General features: G+C 71.1%; 23 protein-coding genes and 1 pseudogene. 6 read left to right on the forward strand and 18 right to left on the reverse strand.

Features of this window, described 5'->3' with window-relative positions; translation table 11 throughout:
• Positions 1-3: 3 nt before the first annotated feature.
• On the reverse strand, positions 4-243 hold the full coding sequence (locus V2J85_RS28410) for a PTS sugar transporter subunit IIB (protein WP_261951214.1): 240 nt from the start codon (positions 241-243) through the stop codon (positions 4-6).
• Positions 244-494: 251 nt separating this feature from the next.
• Between V2J85_RS28410 and V2J85_RS28415 the strand changes: the two genes are divergently transcribed.
• Together V2J85_RS28415 and V2J85_RS28420 are read left to right on the forward strand one after the other, a co-directional pair.
• On the forward strand, positions 495-1,796 hold the full coding sequence (locus V2J85_RS28415) for a PTS transporter subunit EIIC (protein ID WP_261951213.1): 1,302 nt from the start codon (positions 495-497) through the stop codon (positions 1,794-1,796).
• A gap of 226 nt (positions 1,797-2,022) precedes the next feature.
• A complete protein-coding gene (locus V2J85_RS28420; RefSeq protein WP_261951212.1) occupies positions 2,023-3,276 on the forward strand; it encodes a PTS transporter subunit EIIC in 1,254 nt (417 codons plus the stop codon).
• Positions 3,277-3,376: 100 nt separating this feature from the next.
• Here V2J85_RS28420 and V2J85_RS28425 read toward each other — a convergent pair whose 3' ends face one another.
• The 8 genes from V2J85_RS28425 to clpS form a co-directional block, all read right to left on the reverse strand.
• A complete protein-coding gene (locus V2J85_RS28425; protein ID WP_261951211.1) occupies positions 3,377-4,129 on the reverse strand; it encodes an MBL fold metallo-hydrolase in 753 nt (250 codons plus the stop codon).
• 333 nt (positions 4,130-4,462) lie between these two features.
• Positions 4,463-5,413, reverse strand: a complete 951-nt coding sequence (locus V2J85_RS28430; RefSeq protein WP_261951210.1) for a PLP-dependent cysteine synthase family protein — start codon at positions 5,411-5,413, stop codon at positions 4,463-4,465.
• Between the two features lie 2 nt (positions 5,414-5,415).
• Positions 5,416-5,694 (reverse strand): MoaD/ThiS family protein, encoded by a 279-nt coding sequence (locus V2J85_RS28435; RefSeq protein WP_261951209.1) that lies wholly within the window; start codon positions 5,692-5,694, stop codon positions 5,416-5,418.
• Positions 5,695-5,869: 175 nt separating this feature from the next.
• Positions 5,870-6,043 (reverse strand): putative leader peptide, encoded by a 174-nt coding sequence (locus V2J85_RS28440; RefSeq protein WP_199816418.1) that lies wholly within the window; start codon positions 6,041-6,043, stop codon positions 5,870-5,872.
• 199 nt (positions 6,044-6,242) lie between these two features.
• Positions 6,243-6,668 carry a M67 family metallopeptidase gene (locus V2J85_RS28445; RefSeq protein ID WP_261951207.1) on the reverse strand — a complete coding sequence of 142 codons (426 nt, stop codon included), beginning with the start codon at positions 6,666-6,668 and terminating at the stop codon, positions 6,243-6,245.
• 112 nt (positions 6,669-6,780) lie between these two features.
• The gene (locus tag V2J85_RS28450) at positions 6,781-8,232 is read right to left on the reverse strand and encodes an amino acid permease (protein WP_261951206.1); all 1,452 of its coding nucleotides are present in this window, start codon (positions 8,230-8,232) and stop codon (positions 6,781-6,783) included.
• A gap of 462 nt (positions 8,233-8,694) precedes the next feature.
• Positions 8,695-9,291 (reverse strand): DUF2017 domain-containing protein, encoded by a 597-nt coding sequence (locus V2J85_RS28455; protein WP_030414512.1) that lies wholly within the window; start codon positions 9,289-9,291, stop codon positions 8,695-8,697.
• The gene (clpS, locus tag V2J85_RS28460; protein ID WP_051733358.1) at positions 9,288-9,641 is read right to left on the reverse strand and encodes an ATP-dependent Clp protease adapter ClpS; all 354 of its coding nucleotides are present in this window, start codon (positions 9,639-9,641) and stop codon (positions 9,288-9,290) included. Before clpS ends, V2J85_RS28455 begins: the two co-directional genes overlap by 4 nt.
• 344 nt (positions 9,642-9,985) lie before the next feature.
• Here clpS and V2J85_RS28465 point away from each other — a divergent pair, with 344 nt between their 5' ends.
• Together V2J85_RS28465 and V2J85_RS28470 are read left to right on the forward strand one after the other, a co-directional pair.
• Positions 9,986-11,314: a nicotinate phosphoribosyltransferase gene (locus V2J85_RS28465; RefSeq protein ID WP_261951205.1), complete on the forward strand. Its 1,329-nt coding sequence runs from the start codon at positions 9,986-9,988 to the stop codon at positions 11,312-11,314.
• Positions 11,315-11,761: 447 nt separating this feature from the next.
• A complete protein-coding gene (locus tag V2J85_RS28470) occupies positions 11,762-12,358 on the forward strand; it encodes an isochorismatase family protein (RefSeq protein ID WP_261951204.1) in 597 nt (198 codons plus the stop codon).
• 306 nt (positions 12,359-12,664) lie between these two features.
• Here the strand turns inward: V2J85_RS28470 and V2J85_RS28475 are convergent, their stop codons facing one another.
• Together V2J85_RS28475 and V2J85_RS28480 are read right to left on the reverse strand one after the other, a co-directional pair.
• Positions 12,665-13,081 carry a hypothetical protein gene (locus V2J85_RS28475; RefSeq protein ID WP_261951203.1) on the reverse strand — a complete coding sequence of 139 codons (417 nt, stop codon included), beginning with the start codon at positions 13,079-13,081 and terminating at the stop codon, positions 12,665-12,667.
• 123 nt (positions 13,082-13,204) lie between these two features.
• A complete protein-coding gene (locus V2J85_RS28480) occupies positions 13,205-15,595 on the reverse strand; it encodes an immune inhibitor A domain-containing protein (protein ID WP_330823131.1) in 2,391 nt (796 codons plus the stop codon).
• Positions 15,596-16,035: 440 nt separating this feature from the next.
• On the opposite strand from V2J85_RS28480, the gene V2J85_RS28485 reads away from it, so the two are divergent.
• Positions 16,036-16,365 (forward strand): hypothetical protein, encoded by a 330-nt coding sequence (locus V2J85_RS28485; protein WP_261951201.1) that lies wholly within the window; start codon positions 16,036-16,038, stop codon positions 16,363-16,365.
• Positions 16,366-16,394: 29 nt separating this feature from the next.
• Here the strand turns inward: V2J85_RS28485 and V2J85_RS28490 are convergent, their stop codons facing one another.
• The 3 genes and pseudogenes from V2J85_RS28490 to V2J85_RS28500 form a co-directional block, all read right to left on the reverse strand.
• Positions 16,395-17,138, reverse strand: a complete 744-nt coding sequence (locus tag V2J85_RS28490) for an RDD family protein (protein ID WP_330823132.1) — start codon at positions 17,136-17,138, stop codon at positions 16,395-16,397.
• A gap of 129 nt (positions 17,139-17,267) precedes the next feature.
• A complete protein-coding gene (locus V2J85_RS28495; RefSeq protein ID WP_330823133.1) occupies positions 17,268-18,674 on the reverse strand; it encodes an RDD family protein in 1,407 nt (468 codons plus the stop codon).
• Between the two features lies 1 nt (position 18,675).
• Positions 18,676-19,011, reverse strand: a pseudogene (locus tag V2J85_RS28500) (hypothetical protein); the annotation flags it as partial.
• Here V2J85_RS28500 and V2J85_RS28505 point away from each other — a divergent pair.
• The gene (locus V2J85_RS28505; RefSeq protein ID WP_330823134.1) at positions 19,010-19,495 is read left to right on the forward strand and encodes an SsgA family sporulation/cell division regulator; all 486 of its coding nucleotides are present in this window, start codon (positions 19,010-19,012) and stop codon (positions 19,493-19,495) included. The pseudogene V2J85_RS28500 and the gene V2J85_RS28505 overlap by 2 nt on opposite strands.
• Positions 19,496-19,538: 43 nt before the next feature.
• On the opposite strand, the gene V2J85_RS28510 is transcribed toward V2J85_RS28505, so the two are convergent.
• The 4 genes from V2J85_RS28510 to hppD form a co-directional block, all read right to left on the reverse strand.
• Positions 19,539-21,020 (reverse strand): dihydrolipoyl dehydrogenase family protein, encoded by a 1,482-nt coding sequence (locus tag V2J85_RS28510; RefSeq protein WP_261951197.1) that lies wholly within the window; start codon positions 21,018-21,020, stop codon positions 19,539-19,541.
• Positions 21,021-21,278: 258 nt separating this feature from the next.
• Positions 21,279-21,569: a ribosomal protein L7/L12 gene (locus V2J85_RS28515; protein WP_261951196.1), complete on the reverse strand. Its 291-nt coding sequence runs from the start codon at positions 21,567-21,569 to the stop codon at positions 21,279-21,281.
• A gap of 64 nt (positions 21,570-21,633) precedes the next feature.
• Entirely contained in the window at positions 21,634-22,998 is a 1,365-nt protein-coding gene (locus V2J85_RS28520) for an FAD-binding oxidoreductase (RefSeq protein WP_330823135.1), read from the reverse strand.
• 81 nt (positions 22,999-23,079) lie between these two features.
• Positions 23,080-24,237 (reverse strand): 4-hydroxyphenylpyruvate dioxygenase, encoded by a 1,158-nt coding sequence (hppD, locus tag V2J85_RS28525; RefSeq protein ID WP_261951194.1) that lies wholly within the window; start codon positions 24,235-24,237, stop codon positions 23,080-23,082.
• Between the last annotated feature and the right edge of the window lie 65 nt (positions 24,238-24,302).

The following is a 24,302-nucleotide window of genomic DNA, read 5'->3' on the forward strand; positions in this document are numbered from 1 at the left end:
TCCTCACATCATGTCTTCGATTTCGGCGGCGATGGGGTCGGCGTCGGTGCCGATGACGACCTGGATCGCGGTGCCCATCTTGACGACGCCGTGGGCGCCGGCGGCCTTGAGGGCGGCCTCGTCGACGAGGGAGGCGTCGGAGACCTCGGTGCGGAGGCGGGTGATGCAGCCTTCGACCTCTTCGATGTTGTCGAGTCCGCCGAGGCCGGCGACGATCTTCTCAGCCTTGCTGGCCATGTCCACTCCTGCTTGTCTCGGCCGCCGGCGGTTCCGCCGTGCGGTTTTCACACCGTAACGCACGTTCAGCCCAACTATGTGGGCGTTTGTCCGCTATCTGACGAAGGATGGCGATCACCGGGTGGGCGATCACCGGGACGGTGATCACGCGACGGCGGGCGCACGTTCGGCGCCCACCGCCAAGTGGTCTACACCACCAGTATGCGGTACGCAGCGGGCCGGCCGTCGACGGGGCGGCTGCCGGGAGGACGGCGCGGATGAGTGCGGACGCAGCGGCGGCGGAGCCGAGGAGGAACCGGGCGTCGGACCTCTTCCAGGGGCTGCAGAAGATGGGGCGGAGTCTGCAGCTGCCGATTGCGGTCCTGCCCGCGGCGGGGATCCTCAACCGCCTCGGGCAACCGGACGTGTTCGGCGCCAAGGGGCTGGGCTGGGACGCGGTCTCCAAGGTCATGATGGGCGCGGGCAGCGCCCTCCTCGACGGCGCCCTCGGGCTCCCCCTGCTCTTCTGTGTGGGCGTGGCCATCGGCATGGCCAAGAAGTCCGACGGCTCCACCGCTCTTGCCGCCCTCGCCGGCTTCCTCGTCTACTACGGCGTCCTGCGGCAGTTCCCCAAGGTCTGCGCCGGCGGCGCGAAGCCCGTGCCCGGGGTCGGCTGTGTGGCCCCGGACGCGACGGCCACGGCGTTCACGTACCAGAATCCCGGCGTGTTCGGCGGCATCGTCATCGGGCTGCTCGCCGCCTTCTTCTGGGCCCGCTACCACCGCACCAGACTCGTCGACTGGCTCGGCTTCTTCAACGGCCGCCGGCTGGTCCCGATCATCATGGCGTTCGTGGCGATCGCCTTCGCCGCGCTGTGTCTGTGGGTCTGGCCGCCCATCGGAGACGCGCTGGAGAGCTTCAGCCGATGGCTCAGCGACCTCGGCTCCTGGGGGGCGGGCGTCTTCGGCGTGGCGAACAGAGCGCTGCTGGTGATCGGGCTGCACCAGTTCCTCAACGTGCCCATCTGGTTCCAGTTCGGCAGCTACACCAAGCCGGACGGCACGGTGGTGCACGGCGACATCAACATGTTCCTGGCGGGCGACCCGAACGCCGGCCAGTTCACCTCGGGCTTCTTCCCGATCATGATGTTCGCGCTCCCGGCGGCCGCCCTGGCGATCACGCACTGCGCCAAGCCGCACCGCCGCAAGGAGGTCGGCGGGCTGATGCTCTCCGTGGCACTGACCTCGTTCGTGACCGGCATCACCGAGCCGATCGAGTACTCGTTCCTCTTCATCGCACCGCTGCTGTACGCGGCCCATGCGCTGCTCACCGGCGCCTCCATGGCGGTGACCTGGGCGCTGGGGGTGCACGACGGCTTCAGCTTCTCGGCCGGTCTGATCGACTACGTCATCAACTGGGGGCTGGCGACGAAACCCTGGTTGATCATTCCGATCGGCCTGTGCTTCGCCGCCGTCTACTACCTCATCTTCCGTTTCGTGATCACGAAGTTCGACCTCCGGACACCGGGGCGCGAGCCGGACGAGGTGGGGGACGCGATGGAGCGGGAGAACGTGAAGTAGGGGCGGGGCGTCCGGCGCACGGGGGCCGCCGGACGGGCCCGCGGGGCCGTGAGCAGGGCGTTTCGGGGGCCGGTCGCCCTGTGGTCCACACCACTTGGAAGAATGGATTCCTTTATGCCCGGGCTACATGCTAAGAATGGTCTAAACCACCGGTGGTGTAGACCAAGGTGTAGACCAACCAGCGGGCCTTCCCCCTTCGTGTGCCCGCTTCACCAGGAGGAATCCGATGAGTTCGGCCACCGCCGCGAAGGCGGCCCCCGCGAAGAAGCGGGGCTCCGGCCTGTTCCAGGGCCTGCAGAAGATCGGCCGCAGCCTCCAGCTGCCGATCGCCGTACTGCCCGCCGCGGGCATCCTCAACCGCCTCGGCCAGCCGGACGTCTTCGGTGAGAAGGGCCTGGGCTGGATCGACGTCAGCAAGGTCTTCGCCGCGGCCGGTGGCGCGGTCTTCGACAACCTGCCGCTGCTGTTCTGCATAGGCGTGGCCATCGGCTTCGCGAAGAAGTCCGACGGCTCCACCGCGCTCGCCGCCCTGGTCGGCTTCCTGGTCTACAGCAACGTCCTCAAGGCGTTCCCGGTCACCGAGGGCCACATCGAGAAGGGCAAGTGGGTCGAGCCGGTCGTCAACAACCCCGGCGTCCTCGGCGGCATCGTCATGGGCCTGCTCGCCGCGGTCCTCTGGCAGCGCTACCACCGCAAGCAACTGAAGGAATGGCTGGGCTTCTTCAACGGCCGCCGGCTCGTCCCGATCATCATGGCGTTCGTCGGCACCGCCGTCGGCGTGCTGTTCCTCCTCGTCTGGGAGCCGGTCGGCAGCGCCATCTCCAGCTTCGGCGAGTGGATGACCGGGCTCGGCGCGGCCGGCTCCGGCCTCTTCGGCCTGATCAACCGGGCGCTGCTGCCCATCGGCATGCACCAGTTCGTCAACACCGTCTCGTGGTTCCAGCTCGGTGACTTCACCGACGCCGCGGGCAAGGTCGCGCACGGCGACATCGGCCGCTTCTTCGCCGGCGACCCGTCCGCCGGCCAGTTCATGTCCGGCTTCTTCCCGATCATGATGTTCGGCCTGCCGGCCGCCGCCCTCGCCATCGCGCACGCCGCCCGCCCCGAGCGCCGCAAGGCCGTGCTGGGCATGATGATCTCGCTGGCGCTGACCTCGTTCGTCTGCGGCATCACCGAGCCGATCGAGTTCTCGTTCATGTTCATCGCCCCGGTGCTGTACGCCATCCACGCGGTGCTGACCGCCGTCTCGATGGCGCTGACCTGGGCCCTGGGCGTGCACGACGGCTTCACCTTCTCGGCCGGCTTCATCGACTACGCGATCAACTGGCCCCTCGCCACCAAGCCCTGGATGATCATCCCGATCGGTCTGGCCTTCGCGGTGGTCTACTACGTGCTGTTCCGCTTCGCGATCAGCAAGTTCAACCTGACCACCCCGGGCCGGGAGCCCGAGGAGGAGATCGAGGACCTGACGAAGGCGTAGCCGCCGCGCCCACGGGCGTCCGGCCCCACCACGCGAAAGGCCCCGGAACCAGCTGTGGTTCCGGGGCCTTTGCGTGTGCGGCGGGGGCCGGTCCGCCCGCTCAGACCTCGTAGGCCGCGCCCGCCCGGGCGACCTCGACCGGCCCGTCGTAGACCTTCTGCGCGTCGCGGACGCTGATCTCCGGGTCGGTCCACGGCGGGATGTGGGTGAGCACCAGCCGACCGACGCCCGCCCGCCGGGCGTGCTCGCCGGCCTCCCGGCCGTTGAGGTGCAGGTCCGGGATGTCTTCCTTGCCGTAGGTGAACGACGCCTCGCACAGGAAGAGGTCACTGCCCGCCGCCAGGGAGTCCAGCGCCTCGCACGGCCCGGTGTCGCCGGAGTACGTCAGCGACCGGCCGTTGTGCTCGATGCGGAAGCCGAACGCCTCCACCGGGTGGCTGACCCGCTCGGCGTGGATGGTGAACGGCCCGACGGTGAACGTGCCCGGCGTCAGCGTACGGAAGTCGAAGACCTCGCTCATCGCGCCGTCGTGCGGCACATCGGCGTGCGCGGCCGTGAGCCGCCGCTCGGTGCCGGCCGGCCCGTAGACCGGCATCGGGTCGCAGCGGCCGCCGTCCGGGCGGTAGTAGCGCACCACGAAATAGCCGCACAGGTCGATGCAGTGATCGGCGTGCAGATGCGACAGGATCACCGCGTCCAGGTCGTACAGGCCGGAGTGGCGCTGCAGCTCGCCCAGGGCGCCGTTGCCCATGTCGAGGAGCAGCCTGAAGCCGTCGGCCTCCAGGAGGTAGCTCGAACAGGCCGATTCCGTCGAAGGGAACGACCCCGAGCATCCGACGACAGTGAGCTTCATACGGGGGTGAACCTCCGTGGGCGGGGGCGGCGGCCGGCGGTCCGTGCGGGTACTCCCGGCGGGGCCTTTGCCGGGTGCTGCCGGGTCTTGGGCGTTCTGTGCGGTGCCCACGAGCGTAAGGCGCAAAAGGTCCGGTGGCTCCTCCGGCGGGGCGAGCTGTGGGCGGAATCACCAGTCCGGGCTGACGGCCCGCACGGCCGTGCGACGCCCGCCCGAGAGCCCCCTCGCCGGCCGTACGACGCCCTCCGCAGCCCGCCCCGTTACCGGGCCGTACGGCGTGCGCTGCCGGGCCCGCCCCAGCCCCCGCTGGAGCGGCCCGGCGCCGGGGGCGCGCTACGCCCAGAGCTGCCCGTGCAGCGTGGCGATCGCCGCCTCGGTGGACTCGGCGGTGTAGACGCCGGTCGAGAGGTACTTCCAGCCGCCGTCGGCGACGACGAAGACGATGTCGGCGGCCTGCCCGGCGCGGACCGCCTTCCGGCCGACGCCGATCGCGGCGTGCAGCGCCGCGCCCGTCGAGATGCCGGCGAAGATCCCTTCCTCGGCGAGGAGTTCGCGGGTGCGGCGGACCGCGTCCTCGGAGCCGACCGAGAAGCGGGTGGTGAGCACCGACTCGTCGTACAGCTCGGGGATGAAGCCCTCGTCGAGGTTGCGCAGGCCGTAGACCACGTCGTCGTAGCGCGGTTCGGCGGCCACGATCTGGACGCCGGGGACCTGCTCGCGCAGATAGCGGCCGACACCCATCAGGGTGCCGGTGGTGCCCAGGCCGGCCACGAAGTGGGTGACCGAGGGCAGGTCGGCGAGGATCTCGGGGCCGGTGGTGGCGTAGTGCGCACCGGCGTTGTCGGGGTTGCCGTACTGGTAGAGCATCACCCAGTCCGGGTGCTCGGCGGCGAGCTCCTTGGCGACCCGGACGGCCGTGTTGGAGCCGCCGGCCGCGGGCGAGGAGATGATCTCGGCGCCCCACATGGCGAGCAGCTCGCGCCGCTCGGAGGAGGTGTTCTCCGGCATGACGCACACCATGCGGTAGCCCTTGAGCTTGGCCGCCATGGCGAGCGAGATGCCGGTGTTGCCGCTGGTGGGCTCCAGGATCGTGCAGCCGGGGGTGAGCCGGCCGTCCTTCTCGGCCTGCTCGATCATGTGCAGCGCCGGGCGGTCCTTGACCGAGCCCGTGGGGTTGCGGTCCTCCAGCTTCGCCCAGATGCGGACGTCCTCGGAGGGCGAGAGGCGCGGGAGGCGGACGAGAGGGGTGTTCCCGACCGCCGCCAGCGGGGAGTCGTACCGCACGCTCAGACCATTCCGCCGGCGACGGCCGGCAGGATCGTCACGCTGTCGCCGTCGGCCAGCTTGGTGGAGATGCCTTCGAGGAAGCGCACGTCCTCGTCGTTGAGGTAGACGTTCACGAAGCGGCGCAGCTGCTCACCCTCGACGAGGCGCTCGCGGATGCCCGCGTGCCGGCTGTCGAGGTCGGCGAAGAGCTCGGCGAGGGTGTCGCCGGTGCCCTCGACGGCCTTCTGGCCGTCGGTGTAGGTGCGCAGGATGGTCGGGATTCGGACCTCGATGGCCATGGGAGAGCTCCTGGGGAGTGGGTGCGGTGGCGGGTGCGGTGCGTCCCGTCGCACGGCGGCGGATCAGCCGGGCGGGCGGCGGGTGACGCGGGAACTGCGGAAGTGCGGGTGCCGGCGGCGCGCGCCGCGTGCCCGGGCGTGCCGGGGCGCGCGCCGCGTGCCCGGGCGTGCCGGGTCAGCCGGCGGCGCAGCGCGGACAGATGGCGCTGGACAGGCGGCACAGATCGACGTGCAGCCGTGCGGCTCCGCAGCCGAACGCGCCCAGCAGGGCCGATGCGGAGCGACGCGTGGCGAGCGGAGCGAGCAGCAGCATGCCCGGCCTCTTCTCGCTCACGTCGTGGTCAACCATGCGGGCATCGTATCGATTCCCGGTCCGGGTATTGGAACCACGTCCCATCATGCGGACGGTTGGTGTACGCCAGTTGGGACGCGATCTTCCCGGGCCGCCGCACGGCCCGGTACGCGCACCCGTACCGGCCCTCGCACCGGGCCGGGAGAACCAGGTCAGGAGCACCTGGGTCAGGAGCACCTGGGTCAGGAGTGCCGGGTCAGGAGTACTCCGCCACGATCTCGACCTCTTCCTCGGTGACCGTGCCGTCGACGATCCGGAACGAGCGGAACTGGAAGGGCCCGGCGTCGTCGGTGTCGGCGGTGGAGACCAGCACGTAGTGGGCGCCGGGCTCGTTGGCGTACGAGATGTCGGTGCGCGAGGGGTAGGCCTCGGTGGCGGTGTGCGAGTGGTAGACGATCACCGGCTCCTCGTCCCGGTCGTCCATCTCGCGGTAGAGCTTGAGCAGGTCCGAGGAGTCGAACTCGTAGAACGTGGGCGAGCGGGCGGCGTTCAGCATCGGGATGAACCGCTCGGGGCGGCCGCTGCCGGCCGGGCCCGCGACCACGCCGCAGGCCTCGTCGGGGTGGTCCTGGCGGGCGTGCTCGACGATCTGGTCGTAGAGGGCCTTGGTGAGGGTCAGCATGGCGCCAAGAATAGACACGCGGGCCGGTGCGTACCGAAGAGTGGTACGCACCGGCCCGCATGCTGGACAGCCGGTCCTGGCGGCCGGCCGGCGGTGCCGGACGGCCGGTCGGTCAGCCCTGGTTCGCCGGGGCCTCGACGGCCTCGGCGGCGGCGGCCGCGGCGTTCTTGCGCTGGATGCACAGGTAGCCGACGCCCATGATGAGCGCCCACACAGGAGCCGCGTACAGCGAGATCCGGGCGTCCGGGTCGACACCCATCATCACGATCACCATGGCGATGAAGGCCAGCGCGAACACCGAGGTGTACGGGCTGCCGGGGGCCTTGAACTCGGACTGCGGGAGCTCGCCGCGGTTCGCCTTGGCCCGGTAGCGCAGCTGGGAGAGCAGGATGACGATCCAGGCCCACATACCGGAGATGGTGGCGAAGGAGACGACGTAGTTGAACGCGTCGCCGGGCCACTGGTAGTTGATCCAGACGCCGGCCAGCATCATCGCGACGGAGACGCCGGTGCCCCAGGTGGGCAGGCCGTTCTTGCTGAGCCTGGTGAAGAACTTCGGGCCCTGGCCGTTGAGCGCCAGGTCGCGCAGCATCCGGCCGGTGGAGTACATGCCGGAGTTGGCCGAGGAGAGCGCGGCGGTCAGCACGACGAAGTTGACGATGCCGGCGCCGGCGGGCAGGCCGATCTGCTGGAAGGCGGCGACGAACGGGCTCACGCCCGGCTTGAAGACCGTCCAGCTGACCACGGACAGGATAATGATCAGCGCACCGATGTAGAAGAGGCCGATCCGCCACGGCACGGTGTTGATCGCCTTCGGCAGGACCTTCTTCGGGTTCGTCGCCTCACCGGCGGTGACGCCGACGAGTTCGACGGCCAGGAAGGCGAACATCACGATCTGGAGCGTCATCAGCGTGCCGCCGATGCCCTTGGGGAAGAATCCGCCGTGGGACCAGAGCAGGGTGAACGAGGCGGTGTCACCGGCGTCGGAGAAGCCGAGGGTGATCACGCCGATGCCGATCAGGATCATGCCGATGATCGCGGTGACCTTGACCATCGAGAACCAGAATTCGAGCTCACCGAAGAGCTTCACCGAGATCAGGTTGATGCCGAAGAGCGCGACGGTGAAGACCAGCGCCGAAACCCATTGCGGTATGCCCTTGTTCCAGTACTGGACATAGGTGGCCGCGGCGGTGACCTCGGTAATTCCGGTGACGACCCAGAAAAGCCAGTACGTCCAGCCGGTCACAAAGCCGATGAACGGGCCGAGGAATTCCCGGCCGTATTCCGAGAAAGACCCGGAAACGGGCCGGTACATGAGCAGTTCGCCCAGGGCCCGCATGATGAAGAAGATGACCAGACCGACGATGGCGTAGGCGAGGATGATGCTCGGCCCGGCCATCGAAATAGCCTTGCCTGCTCCCAGGAACAGGCCCGTACCGATGGCGCCACCAATGGCGATCATCTGGATCTGCCGGTTGCCCAGACCCCGCTGGTAGCCCTCTTCGGGGGCCTTTCCAGCTGCCTCGTTGCCGTCGTGCTGCTTGTCGACCTGCACAGAGGTCATGAGTGGTGCGCCTTTCTCCATACCGACCCGGTCTGTCCGGATCGGGTCCCGATCCCCCCGGATGGAGTCCTGCACGCCGACGGTCGGCCGGCTCAGCGCTCCCGCGGCGACAAGGGTGGCGTCACGCGCGGCAGGTCGTGAACATTTATCACGGCGTTACGTTGATCGCCTAGGGATGAGATACGTCACACCACGGGCAAATTGGGACAAGAGGTGCGAATGTCAGCGCACTGCACGGCCTGGTGTGACGCGATCGTTATCCGGATTTGAGCCTCCGCTGAGCGAACACCACTCCCCCGGCACACCCGGATCCGTCGGGCGATATGCCCGACTCCCTCCCCTTCGAGTGGCCTTCTACGTGTCGCCGGCCCCCGACGCGTGGCCGAATCCCGCACCACACGCCCCCACGGGCAGCTCCGCCCGCCATCGGCAACCGGGCTCCCGGCCCCCCGCAAGGAGATTTCAGGCCGTCAGCGACTCGACGAGCGTCTCCTGCAGCCCGCCCAGCCACAGGTACGCCATCACCATCGGCTTGCGCGGATCACTGTCCGGCAGCCGCAGCAGCTCGCCGCCGTCCTCCTCGTCGGTGACCTCCAGGCGCGTGCCGATGGCCAGCCTGAGGTCGTTGAGGGCACCCAGCCACTGCCGGCACTCGTCGGCGGTCAGCCGCAGCACCGCCGGGTCACCACCGGACGGCGAGAGGGTGTCCAGCGCCCGGATCAGCGCGAGGGCGTCGGTCCGCTTACGGGCACGCAGATCGTTCTCCGTATAACGGCGGAACTCCGCGGCGGCGGCGCGCACGTCGTCGTCGGGCACCAGGTCCGGGCCGCCATAGGCATCGGGGAAGAGGCGGGCCAGGACCGGGTCGGCGGGCGGCTCACTGGGGCCGTCGTTGAACACCGACGCCAGCAGGTCCTCGCCCTCGTCGTCGGCGGCCTGCTCGCCCGGCCCGATCAGCTCCATCAGCTGTACGGCGAGGCTGCGCAGGATGGAGATCTCGACCTCGTCGAGCGGTACCGCCGCGCCGCCGTCGGGCAGCGGCTCGAAGTGTCCGGTCATCGGCGGTCCTGCTGCAGGGTCGCCCACAGGCCGTAGCCGTGCATGGCCTGTACGTCCCGTTCCATTTCCTCGCGACTGCCGCTGGAGACGACCGCGCGGCCCTTGTGGTGGACGTCGAGCATCAACTGGTGCGCCTTGTCCTTGGAGTAACCGAAGTACGTCTGGAAGACATAGGAGACGTAGCTCATGAGGTTGACGGGGTCGTTGTGGACGATCGTGACCCACGGGACATCCGGCTCGGGCACCTCGAACGGGGCCTCGCTCGACTCGGGACGCTCGATCTCGACCGGCACACTGAGCGTGCAGTGATGCGGCCGGAGCGTGATCGTGGGTGACGGGTGGGCGCTCACACGCCCCATGCTGCCACCCAGGGGCCTGCCATGCACAAATGCCCCTCACCTGGGCCGTGTCGGGGAGAGCCGGGGAGAAGGGGCCGGGGCGGGGCGAGGGGCGAATGGGGGGCTGGGGTGGGGTGAGCGCGTTACGGGGGCTGGGGGGAGCGCGTCACGGGATCCGGTCGGCGGCCGCGGCACGGGAGCCGGGGGCGGGCCCGGTAGAGGAGCCGGGGTGAGGGGCGGCACGGGGGTCGGAGTGAGGGTCGGCACGGGGGTCGGAGCCGGGCCCGTACGCGGGTCGGATCGGCACCTCACCCACTATCGTCAAAGTGACGAGTATTGGGGGTAGCATCTCCTTCATGAACACAGCAGACCTGGGGCTGCCGGTGGCCGTGCCGTCGACTGCGCTCTTCACCGACCAGTACGAACTCACCATGCTGCAGGCCGCGTTGCGGTCCGGCACCGCGGACCGGCGCGCCGTCTTCGAGGTCTTCACCCGCCGGCTTCCCGAGGGGCGCCGCTACGGCGTGGTGGCCGGCACCGGCCGGGTGCTCGACGCGGTGGAGAACTTCCGCTTCGACGACACGATCCTCGACTTCCTGCGCCAGCGCGGCATCCTCGACGAGCCGACCCTGGCCTGGCTGGCCGACTACCGCTTCCGCGGCGACATCTGGGGCTACCCCGAGGGCGAGACCTACTTCCCCGGCTCGCCGATCATGCGCGTCGAGGGCACCTTCGCCGAGGCCGTCCTCCTGGAGACGGTGATCCTCTCGATCCTCAACCACGACTCCGCGGTGGCCGCGGCCGCCTCCCGGATGGCGGTCGCCGCCGGCGACCGCCCCCTGATGGAGATGGGTGCCCGCCGTACCCACGAACTCTCCGCCGTCGCCGCGTCCCGCGCCGCCTACGTCGGCGGCTTCCACGTCACCTCCGATCTGGCCGCCGGCTTCCGCTACAACATCCCCACCGTCGGCACCAGCGCGCACGCCTTCACCCTCCTCCACGACACCGAGCGCGACGCCTTCACCGCCCAGGTGGAGACCCTCGGCAGCGGCACCACCCTGCTCGTGGACACCTTCGACGTCGCGGAGGCGGTGCGCACCGCCGTCGAGGTGGCCGGCCCGGACCTGGGCGCCGTCCGCATCGACTCCGGCGACCTGCTGCTGATCGCCCACCGGGTGCGCCAGCAGCTGGACGAGCTGGGCGCCGAGAAGACCAGGATCGTGGTCACCAGCGACCTGGACGAGTACGCCATCGCCTCGCTGGCCGCCGCCCCGGTGGACGCGTACGGCGTCGGCACCCAGCTGGTCACCGGCAGCGGACACCCGACCTGCTCGATGGTCTACAAGCTGGTCGCCCGCGCCGACAGCAACGCCCCGGGCGCCCCGCTGCGGCCGGTCGCGAAGAAGTCGATGGGCGCCAAGTCCTCGGTCGGCGGCCGCAAATGGGCCGCCCGCCGGCTCGACGAGTACGGCGTCGCGGAAGCCGAGGTCCTCGGCACGGGGCCGGTCCCGGCGGAACTGGCGGACCACCAGCTGCAGGTGCCGCTGGTGACCGGGGGCGAGGTCGTGGCCCGCGAGCCGCTGGACGCCGCCCGCGACCGCCACATCGCCGCCCGGGCCCGCCTGCCCCTGTCGGCCACCCAGCTGTCACGCGGCGAGCCGGTGCTGCCGACGGAGTTCGTGTGACCCGTTGCGCGTGATCCGTTGCGTGTGATCCGTTGACCTGGGATGCGTGTGATCCGTTGATCTGGGGAGCGGTCGCGTCGGCGTGTACCACTGACCTCGGCCCGGCCTGTTGGCCTCCTGCTTCTGTATTCGGCCCGGCCTGTCGGCCTCTTCTGCATCCGGCTCGGCCTCTCCTGCATCTGGCCTGTTGAGGGGGCCTACCGAGGGGCCCGTGGAGGGGCCTGTCTTGCGGGGGCGCCTGATCTTGCTCGGGCCGGGCGGGCCTCCTTCTTTTCCGGCAACGATTACGGAGCGTGATTTGTTCCTCGTAAGATATCACAGTGTGTAGCTACCCGAGGGTGGGATGGTGGGGCACTCCCGGAAATGCCCGGCAGTGGCTACCCTCGGTCACACCACCGCTCCGCGCTCCGCGCCCTCTTACCGATTTCCAGCCGGAAGGCACGCACCATGCACCGGGCATTGATCGTCGTTGACGTGCAGAACGACTTCTGCGAGGGCGGCAGCCTCGCGGTGGCGGGAGGTGCGGATGTCGCGGCGGCCATCACCGATCTGATCGCCGAGACCGCCGGCAGCTGCTACCGCCACGTCGTGGCCACCCGGGACCACCACATCGACCCGGGCGACCACTTCTCCGACCACCCGGACTACGAGCACTCCTGGCCGGTGCACTGCGTGGCCGGCACGGAGGGCAGTGGCTTCCACCCGAACTTCGCCCCGGCCATCGCCTCCGGCGCGATCGACGCGGTCTTCGACAAGGGCGCGCACTCCGCCGCGTACAGCGGCTTCGAGGGCGCCGACGAGAACGGCACCGGGCTCGGCGACTGGCTGCGGGCGCACGACGTCACCGAGGTGGACGTGGTCGGCATCGCCACCGATCACTGCGTACGGCGGACCGCCCTGGACGCGGTGGGGGCCGGGCTGCGTACGCACGTACTGCTGGACCTGACCGCCGGGGTGGCCGCCCGTACGACCGAGCGGGCGCTGGAGGAGCTGCGGGCGGCCGGCGCGGAGCTGACGGGCAAGCCGGTCGTTCTGGGCGGCTGACGGCTGGGCGCCGGCCGGCGACCCGGCGGCCGAGCGCGGAGCCGGCCAGACACCCAGCGGGCCGGACGCCGCACGCCGAGGGCCGGACGCCGGACCCCCGCGGGCCGGACGCCGTACGCCGCGGGCCGGACGCCGGACGCCCGGCCCACATCCCAGCGAGTCCCGGCCCGCCCCGCAGTCCGACGCGCATCCCGGCGCGCCTCCGCCCGGCCCGCGCGTCTCCGTTCGACCCGCGGCCCGACGCGTCTCCGCCCGGCGCGCGGCCCCTCGCATCCAAGGCCCCGCGCGCCCTGCGTCTCGGGCCGCTCAGGCCGCCGAGGCCGGCCTGTCCTCGTCTCCCGTGGCCAGAGGGCCCCTATCGGGAGCCGTGTGCGGTGCGCGGGTCGGGTGGACCGGGCGGGGGCGCCAGAGGGCGCGTATGGGGTGCCAGGACTCGGTGTCGTCGTCGGGGGTCTCGCGCCAGACGAGGCCGTCGGGGTGGTGCAGGACGGCCGTGACCTCGTCCGGGGTGGGCGGCTCGGTGTTGCCGCGGAGGTAGACCGCGCGCAGGCCGAGGTTGCGCAGCCTGGTCAGGGCGCGCTGGCGGTTCACGGCGTGCACCAGGACCCGGACCCGGCAGCCGCACTCGTACGGGCCGGAGCGCGGGCCGTGGGCCGGTCTGGGCAGGGACAGGGCGACCACCACGCTTCCGCCGGGAAGCCTGGTGAAACCGCCACCGGACATGTGCATATCTCCCCCGTGAGACTTGGCGTCAACAAGGAACTGTAGGACGCATCTAAACGCGAATCAGCCGCCGCCCGCTAGGGGGCGACGGCCGATCGGGCGTTGACCTGCTGGTTTTATCTTTTATTTACCGGCAGGGGCGACCTTGATCGTCACCGTGGAGCCGTCCCGGGCCTCCTTGGTGATCTTGATCCGGGTGTTGGTGTCAGGAACGATCACACCGCCGGTCGGGTTCGCCTTGTCGTAGTAGACGCCGTGCCGGTCGTCGAAGAGCGTGACGCCCTTCTTCGAGCTGATCTTGACCGGTGTGCCGTCCTTGTGGAGGGTCAGCGCGTCGGTCCGGAACCGGGTGAAGGTCGAGTCGTAGGACTGGAAGCGGTTGCGCATCAGCGTGCCGTCGGCCCAGTGCTCGGCCGTCGGGTGCGCGTCGACCGGGAGGATCAGGCCGCGGCCCGGGTGCTGGCCGACGTTGTTGTCCGCCTGCGAGGTGTCCCACAGCCAGATCAGCACGCCGTTCTGGAAGGGGAAGTGCTCCACCCAGGTCGGCTTGGCCGTCCGCCAGCCGAAGTTGTACGGGCCGACCTTGAGGGTCTTGTCGTACGACACGTACTGGCGGTTCTCGGCGATGTAGTACTGCGGGTAGTCCTTGGTGAAGGACCCGCCGATGCGCGAGAAGCCCTTGCTGGTCCAGCCGTTGTCGTCGCCCTCGGCGTTGTCGCTGAACAGCGGCGTGCCGTCGGCGACCACGCTGATGCTGTCGGCCGCGAAGCCCTTCTGGGCGGCGCCGCCGTCGGTCTGGTAGCGGAAGCGCAGGTCGATCTTCTTGCCGGCGTAGGCGTCCAGCGGGTAGACGAGGTCCTGGTAGGCGGCGACGGTGCCGGTCAGGGCGGGCTTGTCGCTGCCGTCACGCGGGATGGCCTTGCCGCCCGCGGTGCCGTCCAGGGCGGTCCAGTTGGCGCCGCCGTCCGTGGAGACCTCGGCGTAGAGGAAGTCGTAGTCCTTCTCGATGTCCCACCAGCCCTTGAGGTTCAGCGAGGCCTTGGCCTTGCCGGTGAGGTCCACGGAGCGGGTGAGGGTGTTCTTCAGGTCGTCGCCCATGCCGCTCCACCACTGCTTGGAGCCTTCGGCGGGCGGGACGACATCGGTCTTGACGGCCTTGGCGGGCAGTTCGACGACCACCGCCTGCTTGTCCTTGGTGTTGTACTCGGCGACGCCCAGCTTGTGGGTGGACTTCGTCGCGGCCTTCGCCTTGGCGTAGTTGAGCCAGCCCAGCTGCAGCTTGTCCCAGGCGCTCATGTCGCCGGGCAGGTCGCCGATGGCATCCTTGCCGGTGCCGAGCCAGGAGCCGGCGGACATCAGCGACCAGAAGTCGACGGAGGACTCGCCGCTGCCGGTGGTGTCGTACTCGTCCGGCAGGCCCAGGTCGTGGCCGTATTCGTGGGCGAAGACGCCGAGGCCGCCGTTCTCCGGCTGCATGGTGTAGTCGCCGACCCAGATGCCGGTGTCGCCGATCTGCGTGCCGCCCGCCTTGTTGGCGGCGGGGCCGGTCTTGCCGGCGTCGCTGCCGTACGCGTACCAGCGGTGCGCCCAGATCGCGTTGGTCTTCTGGACGCCGCCGCCGGCGGACTCGTCCTCACCGGCGTGCACGATCTGGAAGTGGTCGATGTAGCCGTCGGGCTCGTTGAAGTTGCCGTCGCCGTCGTGGTCGTAGCGGTCCCACTGGTCGTACTTGGCGAGGTCGGCCTTGATCTGGGCGTCGGTGCGGCCCTTGGCCTTCTGGTCCTTGGCCCACTGGTTGACGCCGTCGCGGATCAGGTCCCAGGCGTTGGCGCAGTTGGTCTGGCCGCAGTAGTTGGAGCCGTAACGGGCCTCGTTCCAGTCGACCTTGACCCAGTCGGAGACCTCGCCGTTGACGGAGTAGCGGCCCGAGGACTGCTTCTCGTAGTACTTGGCGAGCGACTGCTTCTTCTTGTCGTGCGAGAAGTACAGGTCCTGGAAGTGCTGCTGGTTGTAGTCCTTCTGCCAGGCCGTGCTGTTGTCCTTGGCACGGTCCGGCTGGGCTATCTGGTTGTGCGCGGGGCCGGGGTCGCCGCCGTACTTCTTGATCGGGGGCTTGGGGCCGTCGCCGTCCGGGTCGAACATCGTGGTGTTGTCGACCTTGTCGCCGAAGTCCACGAGGATGGTGAAGATCTTGTCGGTCTTCTGCCGGGCCAGCTCGACGTACTTGCTGCGGCCGAGCTTGACGACCTTCGAGCCGCCCCGGTCGGTGGCCTTGGCCTTGCCGGAGATGACCTGCTGGAGCGCCTCCTTGCGGGCGGTCTCCTGCCGGTCGCTGTAGGGGCCCTTGAGGTCGTGGTCCACGCTGCGCTCGGGCGCCGGGTCCTGGTGCCGGGCCACGGGCGACGGGCCCTGCGCGTCGGCCATCGCCACCCCGGAAGACAAAGCGGCCGCCCCGATCACGGCGATCGCCGTGGCCAAGGCGGCCGGTCTGAACGGTCTTCTCTGCTCTCTCACTTGGAGCGGTCCTCCCCTTCGAACACGGTCACTGTTCGAGGGCATTCGACCGGAAGTACGGGGGAAAAGACAGGTCTTGACTTGGTCACGTCAGCGAAGTACGTTAACCGGTCCGCCGATTACGGGTATCGGACAGTCGTCCGAATGGTGAACACGCCGGTCGGGCAGAGGGGTTGGGAACAGGCCGGAAGAATCGGCTCCGGATAACCGGCGCAGGCGCCGGGCGTATATGCCTGCCGGGCATGCGCCCCCTGTGTCAACAGCCAGGACGCTCCCGCACATACGTTCACGCGCTTGCCGTGTGCGCCCCCTGTGCCTCCGCGCGGTGGGTTAGGTCACGCTTACTTGCCGTTCCGCTCGGGCAGTAAGGACCGTAGGCTCGTGTGATGGCGCGCCCTTGACCGACACTTCCTGCCGACCCTCCGAGGACGGATTCCGCCATGCCTCGTCCTACCGCAACCCAGCTCGCCTACGGTTCGGCCACCGTCTTTCTCTCCACCCTCGCGATGCTGCTGCTCTCGCAGACGCGGACCGGGATCGGGGTCGCGGTCATCGCCATCGCCGGACTCGGGCTCGGCCTGCTGGTCGCCATGACGGCACCGATGCCCGGAGTGTCCCGGGTCGTCCGCCGGCACGTCGTACGGGCCAAGTCGCCCGCCGCGCCCGCCCCCTTGAGGGCCGTGCCGTCGCCGTACGACCGGGTGCCGCGGCCGCGGCTGACCGAGACGGCGGGCGCGCCGGAGGCCCGGGTCGGCGAGCACTCGCGCTGAGCGCCGAGCGCTGAACGCCGGGCTCGGCGCTACCGCGGCTCCGTGGAGACCACCACCGTTTTCGCCGCCTTGTCGTGCAGGCACTGCTGGTACGGCTTGTCCCATGTGCACCACAGGACGTTGACCAGCCAGAAGATGAAGCCGCAGCACGGCACGATCTCCGGCAGGGTGTAGACGGCGGCGCGGATCCAGGCCGCCTGGCCGGTCGGGATCGAGCCGTTCGCGAGCATCGCCACGCGGATCTTCATCGCCATCTTGCCGACGGTCTGGCCCCGGTTGGCGAGCATCAGCCCTTCGTAGATCAGATACGCGAGCATGGTCACGCCCGACACCGTCGACTGCCGGCCGGCCTCGACGCTGCTCGTGCTGAAGTAGTCCACCCCGCCGACGATCAAGGTCATGATGATGGACACCGGGACGCCGATGAGGATCGCGTCGATGATGCGCGCGACCAGCCGGCGGCCGCGGTTCGCCAGCGGCGGCATACCGGCCAGCGGGTCGGCACCGTACCCGCTGCCGTAGGGGTCACCGTAGGGGCCGCCGCCGTACGGGGGGCCACCGTAGGGCGACGTCCCACCGGGCGGCGGGGGCCCACCGGGGGGCGTGCCGCCAGGAGGCGGGGGCCCACCCGGGGGCGTACCGCCAGGAGGCGGGGTTCCGCCCGGCGGTGGGGTTCCGCCCGGGGGCGGTGCGCCGCCTTCGCCGCCGCCCGTGCCGCCGCCCTGCGGTGCGTTGTTACGGGGGGAGCCGTTGCCGGGCTGGTCGGTGCTCATGGCCCGAGTCGACCGCTTGTCGCGACCGGCCGCATCCGGCGAAGTCCGTTCGGGGGACGGATTCCGGTCGGGCGGATCAGTCGCGGCCCGGGCGGCGGGCGGATCGGTCGCGGCCCGGGCGGGGGCGGATCAGTCGGCGGCGACGAACGTCCGGGCCAGCTTGTCGTGCCAGCACTGCCGCCACGGCCGGTCGAACACGCACCAGACGACGTTCACCAGGCCGACGGCGAGGACGCCGAGCACGCTGTAGCAGAACCAGCGCTTGAGCGCGGCGGCGAGCATCGGGGTGTCGTGGCTCTCGATGTCCAGCACCCGTACACCGCACAGCTTCTTGCCCAGCGTGCGGCCCCACTTGAGGACCGGCAGCGCCTCGTAGAGCGCACCGCCGATGAGCAGGACGGCGAGGATCGTGGCGAAGACCGGGGCGGTGGTGCCGTCGATCAGATAGACCGTCACCTGCCGGCCGGACTGCCGGGCCGCCTCGACCTTGGCGTCGATGTGGTCGGTGACGGTGCTCCACATCGGGACCGCGACGGCGGCGGTGGCGGCGCCCAGCACGAGGGTGTCGATCAGCCGGGCGGCGAGCCGGCGGCCGAGTCCGGCCGGGTGGCCCTGTGCGGCCTGGGCGGCCGCGAAGAAGGGGTCCGCGGCGCTCGGCGGCTTCCAGGGGATGACGCCCTCGGCGCCGGCGCCCTGGGCGGGCCCGGAGGCCGGAGGCGCGGAGGCGGGAGACGCGGAGGCGGGAGGCGCGGACGGGGTGGGCGCGGCGGCGTGCTGCGCCGGGAAGCCGGCCGGGGGCTGCTGCCCGCCGGGGGCCTGCTGCGCCTGCTGCGGGGCCGGGTGCTGCGGTGCGGGGCTCTGCTGGGCCGGGTTCTGCCGGGCCTGGGCGCCGACGGACGGCAGCGACTGCGGGGCGCCGCCGGGCGTCGGGGAGGTGTTGCGGCCGCCGCCCGCGACGCGGATCGCCATGGTCTCGTTGCCCTTGGCGGGCGCGGCGGCGCCGGGGCGTACCGCGCGGATCGCCGTGGTGCCCTGGTCGCCGGAGTTCCCGCGGCGGGCGGCCGGGTTGACGGCGCGGATGGCGACCGTCCCGTCGGACGGGGCGTCGGGCGCGCCGGGCGCGGGCGTCGCGGAGGAGGACGTGCCGGGCACGTCGCCCGACGCGGGGTCGGCGGCGGGCTGTTCGTCGCGCTGCGGGGGCACCGAGCCCCAGGAGGCGGCGCCGGACGGGGTGCCGGCGGGGGCCTGGTCGTGGGCGCCCCAGGAGATGCGGCGGTCGGCCTCGTTGCCGAAGCCGCTCTGCCGGGAGGCGTCGGCCTGCCAGGCGGGGGCCGGTTCCGGGCCGGCGCCGTGCAGCCGGGCCGGGTCGTCCCAGCCCGCGGCGGCGGGGCGGGTCTCGACCTCGCCGCCGCGGCGCACCACGGGCAGCCCGGCGTCGCCGGCGGCCGGCTCGTCCTCGTCGAGGAAGACCGGGCCGGTCTCCTCGACGGCGGGGGTGGGTGGCGGGGCGGCTGGTGCCCGGCACCCATGCGGCACCGTTCCAGTACCGGATGTAGCCGGGGATGGACGGGTCCGGGTAGAAGCCTGGCGTGGGGCTGCCGCCGGCGGATCCTGAGGTAGGGGCGCTCATGTCCGAAGTCCCGTATCTGTACTCGGCCTGGTGGGTGTGGGGTGCAGTCTGCCGCAACGCGGCGTCCACATCTATCAGACCCCGGGTCACGACGGTGCCCGTGCCCGCCTTCGACCACCTGGAAGAGGCCCGGGAAAAAAGTTGTACGAAGTCGTGTAAGAGTCCGGCACCTGGTGCCTCTCTCCTGGTGCGGGCCCGCTCCCAGGGCGTCCGCGCAGACGGGATCGGAGAGGCGGACCTCATGCACACCGTGGTGGAACGAGAACTGGAACTGGGCCTGGTGCTGTCCCCGGAGCGCAGCGTTCCGGTGCCGGCGCGGCTGACGTACCGGACGAATGACCCCTACGCCGTCCATGTCACCTTCCATGTCGGTTCGGACGCGCCGGTGACCTGGACGTTCGCCCGTGAGCTGCTCGTGGAGGGCGTGTTCCGGCCGTGCGGTGAGGGTGATGTGCGGGTGTGGCCGGTGAAGGTGGACGGCCGGAGCCTGGTGTGCATGGCGCTGGACTCGCCGGACGGGGAGGCCCTGCTGGAGGCGCCGGCGACGGCGGTCTCGGCGTGGCTGGAGCGCACTCTGCGGGTGGTGCCGCCCGGTGCGGAGCAGGGGTATCTGGGCCTGGACAAAGGGCTGAGCGAGCTGTTCGCGATGGCGTCCCGGGACGAGCCGCGGCCGGGCGGTGAGTCGTCCGGCTGGTCGCCGGACGACTCACCGGAGCCGGGGGCGTAGGGGCCGCGCGGGGGTATGGGGAAGGGCCTCCCCCGGCGGGCGGTCAGCCGCGGTAGGTCTCCAGCAGTCGCAGCCACACCTCGCTGATGGTCGGGTAGGCGGGGACCGCGTGCCAGAGCCGCTCGATGGGGACCTCGCCGGCCACCGCGACGGTTGCCGAGTGCAGCAGTTCGCTGACGCCGGGGCCGACGAAGGTGGCGCCGAGCAGCACCTCGCGGTCCAGGTCGACGATCATGCGGGCGCGGCCGCGGTAGCCGTCGGCGTACAGGAAGGCCCCGGCGACCGCGCCGAGGTCCTGGTCGACCACCCGGAAGCGGTGCCCGGCGCGTTCGGCCGCGGCGGCGGTCAGGCCGACGGAGGCGGCTTCGGGGTCGGTGAAGACGACCTGGGGGACGGCGCGGGTGTCCGCGGTGGCGGCGTGCGCGCCCCAGGGGTCGGATTCCAGGATGGGGACGCCGCGGGCGCGCGCGGCGATGGCGGCGCCGGCGATCCTGGCCTGGTATTTGCCCTGGTGGGTCAGGAGGGCGCGGTGGTTGACGTCGCCGACGCCGTAGAGCCAGCCGCCGGTCACGCCGGTGACCCGGCAGGTGTCGTCGACGTCGAGCCAGGAGCCGGGCGCCAGGCCGACCGTTTCGAGGCCGATGTCGGCGGTGCGCGGGGCGCGTCCGGTGGCGATGAGCAGTTCGTCGGCGACGATGTCGTCCCGGCCGGCGCCTCCCGGTCCGCCGGGGCCGCCGGGGGCGTCGAGGACGACGGTGACCGGGCCGCCGGGGATTTCCCGGCGCACCTCGCGGACCTCGGCGCCGGTGCGCAGGTCGACGCCGGCCTCGGTGAGTGAGGCGGCGACGAGCTGGCCGGCGAAGGGTTCCATGCGGGGCAGCAGGCCGTCGCCGCGGACCAGGAGGGTGACCGAGGCGCCCAGGGCGCGCCAGGCGGTGGCCATCTCGACGCCGACGACGCCGCCGCCGACCACGACGAGGTGGCCGGGTACGGCCTGGGAGCTGGTGGCGGCGCGGCTGGTCCAGGGGCGGGCCTCGGCGAGGCCGGGGACGGGCGGGAGGACCGGGCGGCTGCCGGTGCAGACGGCGACCGCGTGCCGGGCGGTGAGGGTGCGTTCCCCGTCGTCGACGACGACGCGGCGGGGTCCGGCGAGCCGGCCGTGGCCGCGGACGAGGTCGATGCCGGCCGAGTCGAGCCAGCGGACCTGTCCGTCGTCCTTCCAGTGGGCGGCGACGGCGTCCCGGTGGGTGAGGACGGCGGGGGCGTCCAGCAAGCCGTCGGCGGCGCCTTGGAGGCCGGGGACACGGCGGGCGTCGGAGCGGGCGGTGACCGGGCGGAGCAGGGCCTTGCTGGGCATGCAGGCCCAGTAGGAGCATTCGCCGCCGACCAGTTCGCTCTCGACGATGACGGCGCTCAGGCCGGCGGCGTGGGCGCGGTCGGCGAGGTTCTCGCCGGTGGGTCCGGCGCCGAGCACGATGACGTCGTATGCCTCGTCGGCGGCCGGGGTCGCTGGGGTCGCTGCCATCGGCTCTCGCTCCCTGTGGTGGGCGGGGCGGCCCGGCGGGGCCGCGGGAAGGGCCGCGGGGCCGGGTCCCTTCTGGCCATCCTCTGCCCGCGGGGCCGTCCCCGCATCCGCCGCGGGGACGTCTCCGTACGGCCGCCGGTCCGGCACCGCGTGCGCCCGCCGACCCTCACCGCGTACGCCCGCCGGCCGGTCGGCGCGTCCGTGCGGCGGGCCGTCACCTCGCGGGCCCGCCGGCCGGTCGGCGCGCCGGTCCAGCCGTCACCGGGTCCGGCGTTCGACCGCTTCCTTGGCCTCGGCGAGTCCGGAGCCGGTCAGCTCGCGGTGGAGCTTGATCGCCTGGATCTTCTTGCCCTGCGCCAGCAGTGCGTCGATCTCGGCGAACCGGGCGTGCTGCGGCTCCTCGATGCCGGCGTGCGCGAGGAGCAGGTCCACCTTGCTCTCCAGCCGGACGAGCCGCCGCTCCACCATTTTGGAGCGGCGGTCGGTGGAGGAGGACACGACGGCGAGGGCGAGGACGACGAGGGCTATACCGGGGAGCAGGTTTTCCATGGCGGAAACTCTACGGCCGGGGTGGGGCGGCATGGGCACGACAGGGGCGCAACCCCCTTGCCGGTCAGAACAGTTTGCCGGGGTTGAGAATGCCCTGGGGGTCGAAGACCTGCTTGATGTCGCGGTGCAACTCCATTGCCACCGGGCCGAGTTCGCGGGCCAGCCAGTCCTTCTTCAGCAGGCCGACGCCGTGTTCGCCGGTGATGGTGCCGCCCAGGCGCAGGCCGAGCGCCATGATCTCGTCGAAGGAGGCGCGGGCGCGCCGTTCCTCGTCGGGGTCGGCCGGGTCGAAGCAGACCAGGGGGTGGGTGTTGCCGTCGCCGGCGTGGGCGCAGACCGCGATGGTCAGGCCGTACGTGTCGGCGATGGCGGCGGCGCCCTCCAGCATGGCGGCGAGCCGGGAGCGGGGCACGCACACGTCGTCGATGAGCATGGCGGGCTTGAGGCGTTCCAGGGCGGTGAAGGCGAGCCGGCGGGCCTGCAGCAGCAGATCGGACTCGGCGGCGTCCTCGGCGGGCACGACCTGGGTGGCGCCGGCCTCCTCGCACAGCGCGCCGACGGCGGCGAGGTCGGCGGACGGGTCGGGGGTGTCGAAGGCGGCCAGCAGCAGCACCTCGGTGGATTCGGGCAGGCCCATCTGCGCCAGGTCGTTGACGGCGCGGATGCTGGTGCGGTCCATCAGTTCCAGCAGGGAGGGGGCGTGGCCGCGGGCCATGATCTCGCAGACGGCCCGTCCGGCGGCCGCCACGGACCCGAACTCGGCGACCAAGGCGAGCTGTTGGGGCGGGTTGGGCTTCAGGGCGAGGGTGGCGCGGACGACGACGCCGAGGCTGCCCTCGGAGCCGACGAAGAGCCGGGTGAGGTCGTAGCCGGCCACGCCCTTGGCGGTGCGGCGGCCGGTGGTCAGGAGGCGGCCGTCGGCGAGGACGACGTCGAGGCCGAGGACGTACTCGGCGGTGACGCCGTACTTGACGCAGCACAGGCCGCCGGCGGCGGTGCCGATGTTGCCGCCGATCGTGCACATCTCCCAACTGGAGGGATCCGGCGGGTAGTAGAGGCCGTGTTCGTTGACCGCGCGGGAGAGGACGGCGTTGATGACGCCGGGTTCGACCACGGCGAGCCGGTCGGCGGGGTTGATCTCCAGGATGCGGTCCATCTTCACCAGGGACAGCACGATGCAGCCGTCGGTGGCGTTGGCGGCGCCGGACACCCCGGTGCGCGCGCCCTGGGGGACGACCGGGGCACCGAGGGCGGTGGCCGTCCGCATCACGTGCTGGACCTGCTCGACGGTGCGCGGCAGGACGACGACGGCGGGCTTGCCCGACGCGCAGAAGTTGGCCATGTCGCGGGCGTAGGAGCCGGTGACATCGGGGTCGGTGAGGACGGCGTCGGCGGGGAGCCCGGCGCGCAGGTGTCCGATGAGGTCCATGCGGTAAGCCTCGCATCCGTGGGCCGTACACGGAAGATCGTGTACGGCCCACGGGGCGGCGGGTGACGGGCGGGCCGCTGGTCAGAGGTTGCCGCGCTTGGCCTGTTCGCGCTCGATGGCCTCGAAGAGGGCCTTGAAGTTGCCCTTGCCGAAGCCGAGGGAGCCGTGCCGTTCGATCATCTCGAAGAAGACGGTCGGGCGGTCCTGGACGGGCTTGGTGAAGATCTGCAGCAGGTAGCCGTCCTCGTCGCGGTCGGCGAGGATCTTCAACTCGCGCAGTTCCTCGATCGGCACGCGGGTGTCGCCGACCCACTCGCCGAGGGTGTCGTAGTAGGAGTCCGGCACGTCGAGGAATTCGACGCCGGCGGCGCGCATCTGCCGGACCGTGCCGACGATGTCGTTGGTGGCCAGCGCGATGTGCTGGACGCCGGGGCCGCCGTAGAACTCCAGGTACTCGTCGATCTGGGACTTCTTCTTGGCGATGGCCGGTTCGTTGATCGGGAACTTGACCTTCTTGGTGCCGTCGGCGACGACCTTGGACATCAGGGCGGAGTATTCGGTGGCGATGTCGTCGCCGACGAACTCCTTCATGTTGGTGAAGCCCATGACCTTGTTGTAGAAGCCGACCCACTCGTTCATCCGGCCGAGCTCGACGTTGCCGACGCAGTGGTCGACCGCCTGGAAGAACCGTTTCTTCGGGGGCTCGACGACCGGGCCGGCGGTGACGTATCCGGGCAGGTAGGGGCCGTCGTAGCCGGTGCGCTCGACGAGGGTGTGCCGGGTCTCGCCGTAGGTGGCGATGGCCGCGAGGACGACGATGCCGTGCTCGTCCTTGAGCTCGTAGGGCTCTTCGAGGCCCTTGGCGCCGTGCGCGACGGCGTACTCGTAGGCGGCCCGGGCGTCGGGGACCTCGATGGCGAGGTCGACGACGCCGTCGCCGTGGGCGGCGACGTGGTCGGCGAGGAAGCGGCCCCGTTCCGTGACGGGCTTGACGACGGAGGTGAACACGAACCGGGCGCCGCCGGATTCGAGCACGTAACTCGCGGTCTCGCGGCTGCCGTTCTCCGGTCCGGAGTAGGCGACGCGCTTCATGCCGAAGGCGGTGGAGTAGTAGTGCGCGGCCTGCTTGGCGTTCCCTACGGCGAAGACGACCGCGTCCATCCCCTTGACCGGGAAGGGGTCCGCCTGCCGAGCCGAGCTGGGGGTGATGGGCTGGGTGTGCATCGTGGTGTCTGCCATGGCCGCAGAGTCCCTCCGATCCACAAGATGCGCAATAGTTTGTGGAACCACTGGGCACTCTGTAC

This window comes from Streptomyces bugieae (assembly GCF_036352915.1).
Lineage (GTDB): Bacteria > Actinomycetota > Actinomycetes > Streptomycetales > Streptomycetaceae > Streptomyces > Streptomyces endophytica.

What these genes read in the sequence shown, in the direction of transcription:
- V2J85_RS28485 (WP_261951201.1), top strand. Translation starts at nt 16,036, where the DNA reads ATGCCTCGTCCTACCGCAACCCAGCTCGCCTACGGTTCGGCCACCGTC.
- V2J85_RS28475 (WP_261951203.1), bottom strand. Translation starts at nt 13,081, where the DNA reads ATGTCCGGTGGCGGTTTCACCAGGCTTCCCGGCGGAAGCGTGGTGGTC.
- V2J85_RS28425 (WP_261951211.1), bottom strand. Translation starts at nt 4,129, where the DNA reads ATGAAGCTCACTGTCGTCGGATGCTCGGGGTCGTTCCCTTCGACGGAA.
- V2J85_RS28420 (WP_261951212.1), top strand. Translation starts at nt 2,023, where the DNA reads ATGAGTTCGGCCACCGCCGCGAAGGCGGCCCCCGCGAAGAAGCGGGGC.
- V2J85_RS28450 (WP_261951206.1), bottom strand. Translation starts at nt 8,232, where the DNA reads ATGACCTCTGTGCAGGTCGACAAGCAGCACGACGGCAACGAGGCAGCT.
- V2J85_RS28445 (WP_261951207.1), bottom strand. Translation starts at nt 6,668, where the DNA reads ATGCTGACCCTCACCAAGGCCCTCTACGACCAGATCGTCGAGCACGCC.
- V2J85_RS28465 (WP_261951205.1), top strand. Translation starts at nt 9,986, where the DNA reads ATGAACACAGCAGACCTGGGGCTGCCGGTGGCCGTGCCGTCGACTGCG.
- V2J85_RS28510 (WP_261951197.1), bottom strand. Translation starts at nt 21,020, where the DNA reads ATGGCAGCGACCCCAGCGACCCCGGCCGCCGACGAGGCATACGACGTC.
- V2J85_RS28490 (WP_330823132.1), bottom strand. Translation starts at nt 17,138, where the DNA reads ATGAGCACCGACCAGCCCGGCAACGGCTCCCCCCGTAACAACGCACCG.
- V2J85_RS28455 (WP_030414512.1), bottom strand. Translation starts at nt 9,291, where the DNA reads ATGACCGGACACTTCGAGCCGCTGCCCGACGGCGGCGCGGCGGTACCG.
- V2J85_RS28515 (WP_261951196.1), bottom strand. Translation starts at nt 21,569, where the DNA reads ATGGAAAACCTGCTCCCCGGTATAGCCCTCGTCGTCCTCGCCCTCGCC.
- V2J85_RS28520 (WP_330823135.1), bottom strand. Translation starts at nt 22,998, where the DNA reads ATGGACCTCATCGGACACCTGCGCGCCGGGCTCCCCGCCGACGCCGTC.
- V2J85_RS28505 (WP_330823134.1), top strand. Translation starts at nt 19,010, where the DNA reads ATGCACACCGTGGTGGAACGAGAACTGGAACTGGGCCTGGTGCTGTCC.
- V2J85_RS28470 (WP_261951204.1), top strand. Translation starts at nt 11,762, where the DNA reads ATGCACCGGGCATTGATCGTCGTTGACGTGCAGAACGACTTCTGCGAG.
- hppD (WP_261951194.1), bottom strand. Translation starts at nt 24,237, where the DNA reads ATGGCAGACACCACGATGCACACCCAGCCCATCACCCCCAGCTCGGCT.
- V2J85_RS28415 (WP_261951213.1), top strand. Translation starts at nt 495, where the DNA reads ATGAGTGCGGACGCAGCGGCGGCGGAGCCGAGGAGGAACCGGGCGTCG.
- V2J85_RS28440 (WP_199816418.1), bottom strand. Translation starts at nt 6,043, where the DNA reads ATGGTTGACCACGACGTGAGCGAGAAGAGGCCGGGCATGCTGCTGCTC.
- V2J85_RS28435 (WP_261951209.1), bottom strand. Translation starts at nt 5,694, where the DNA reads ATGGCCATCGAGGTCCGAATCCCGACCATCCTGCGCACCTACACCGAC.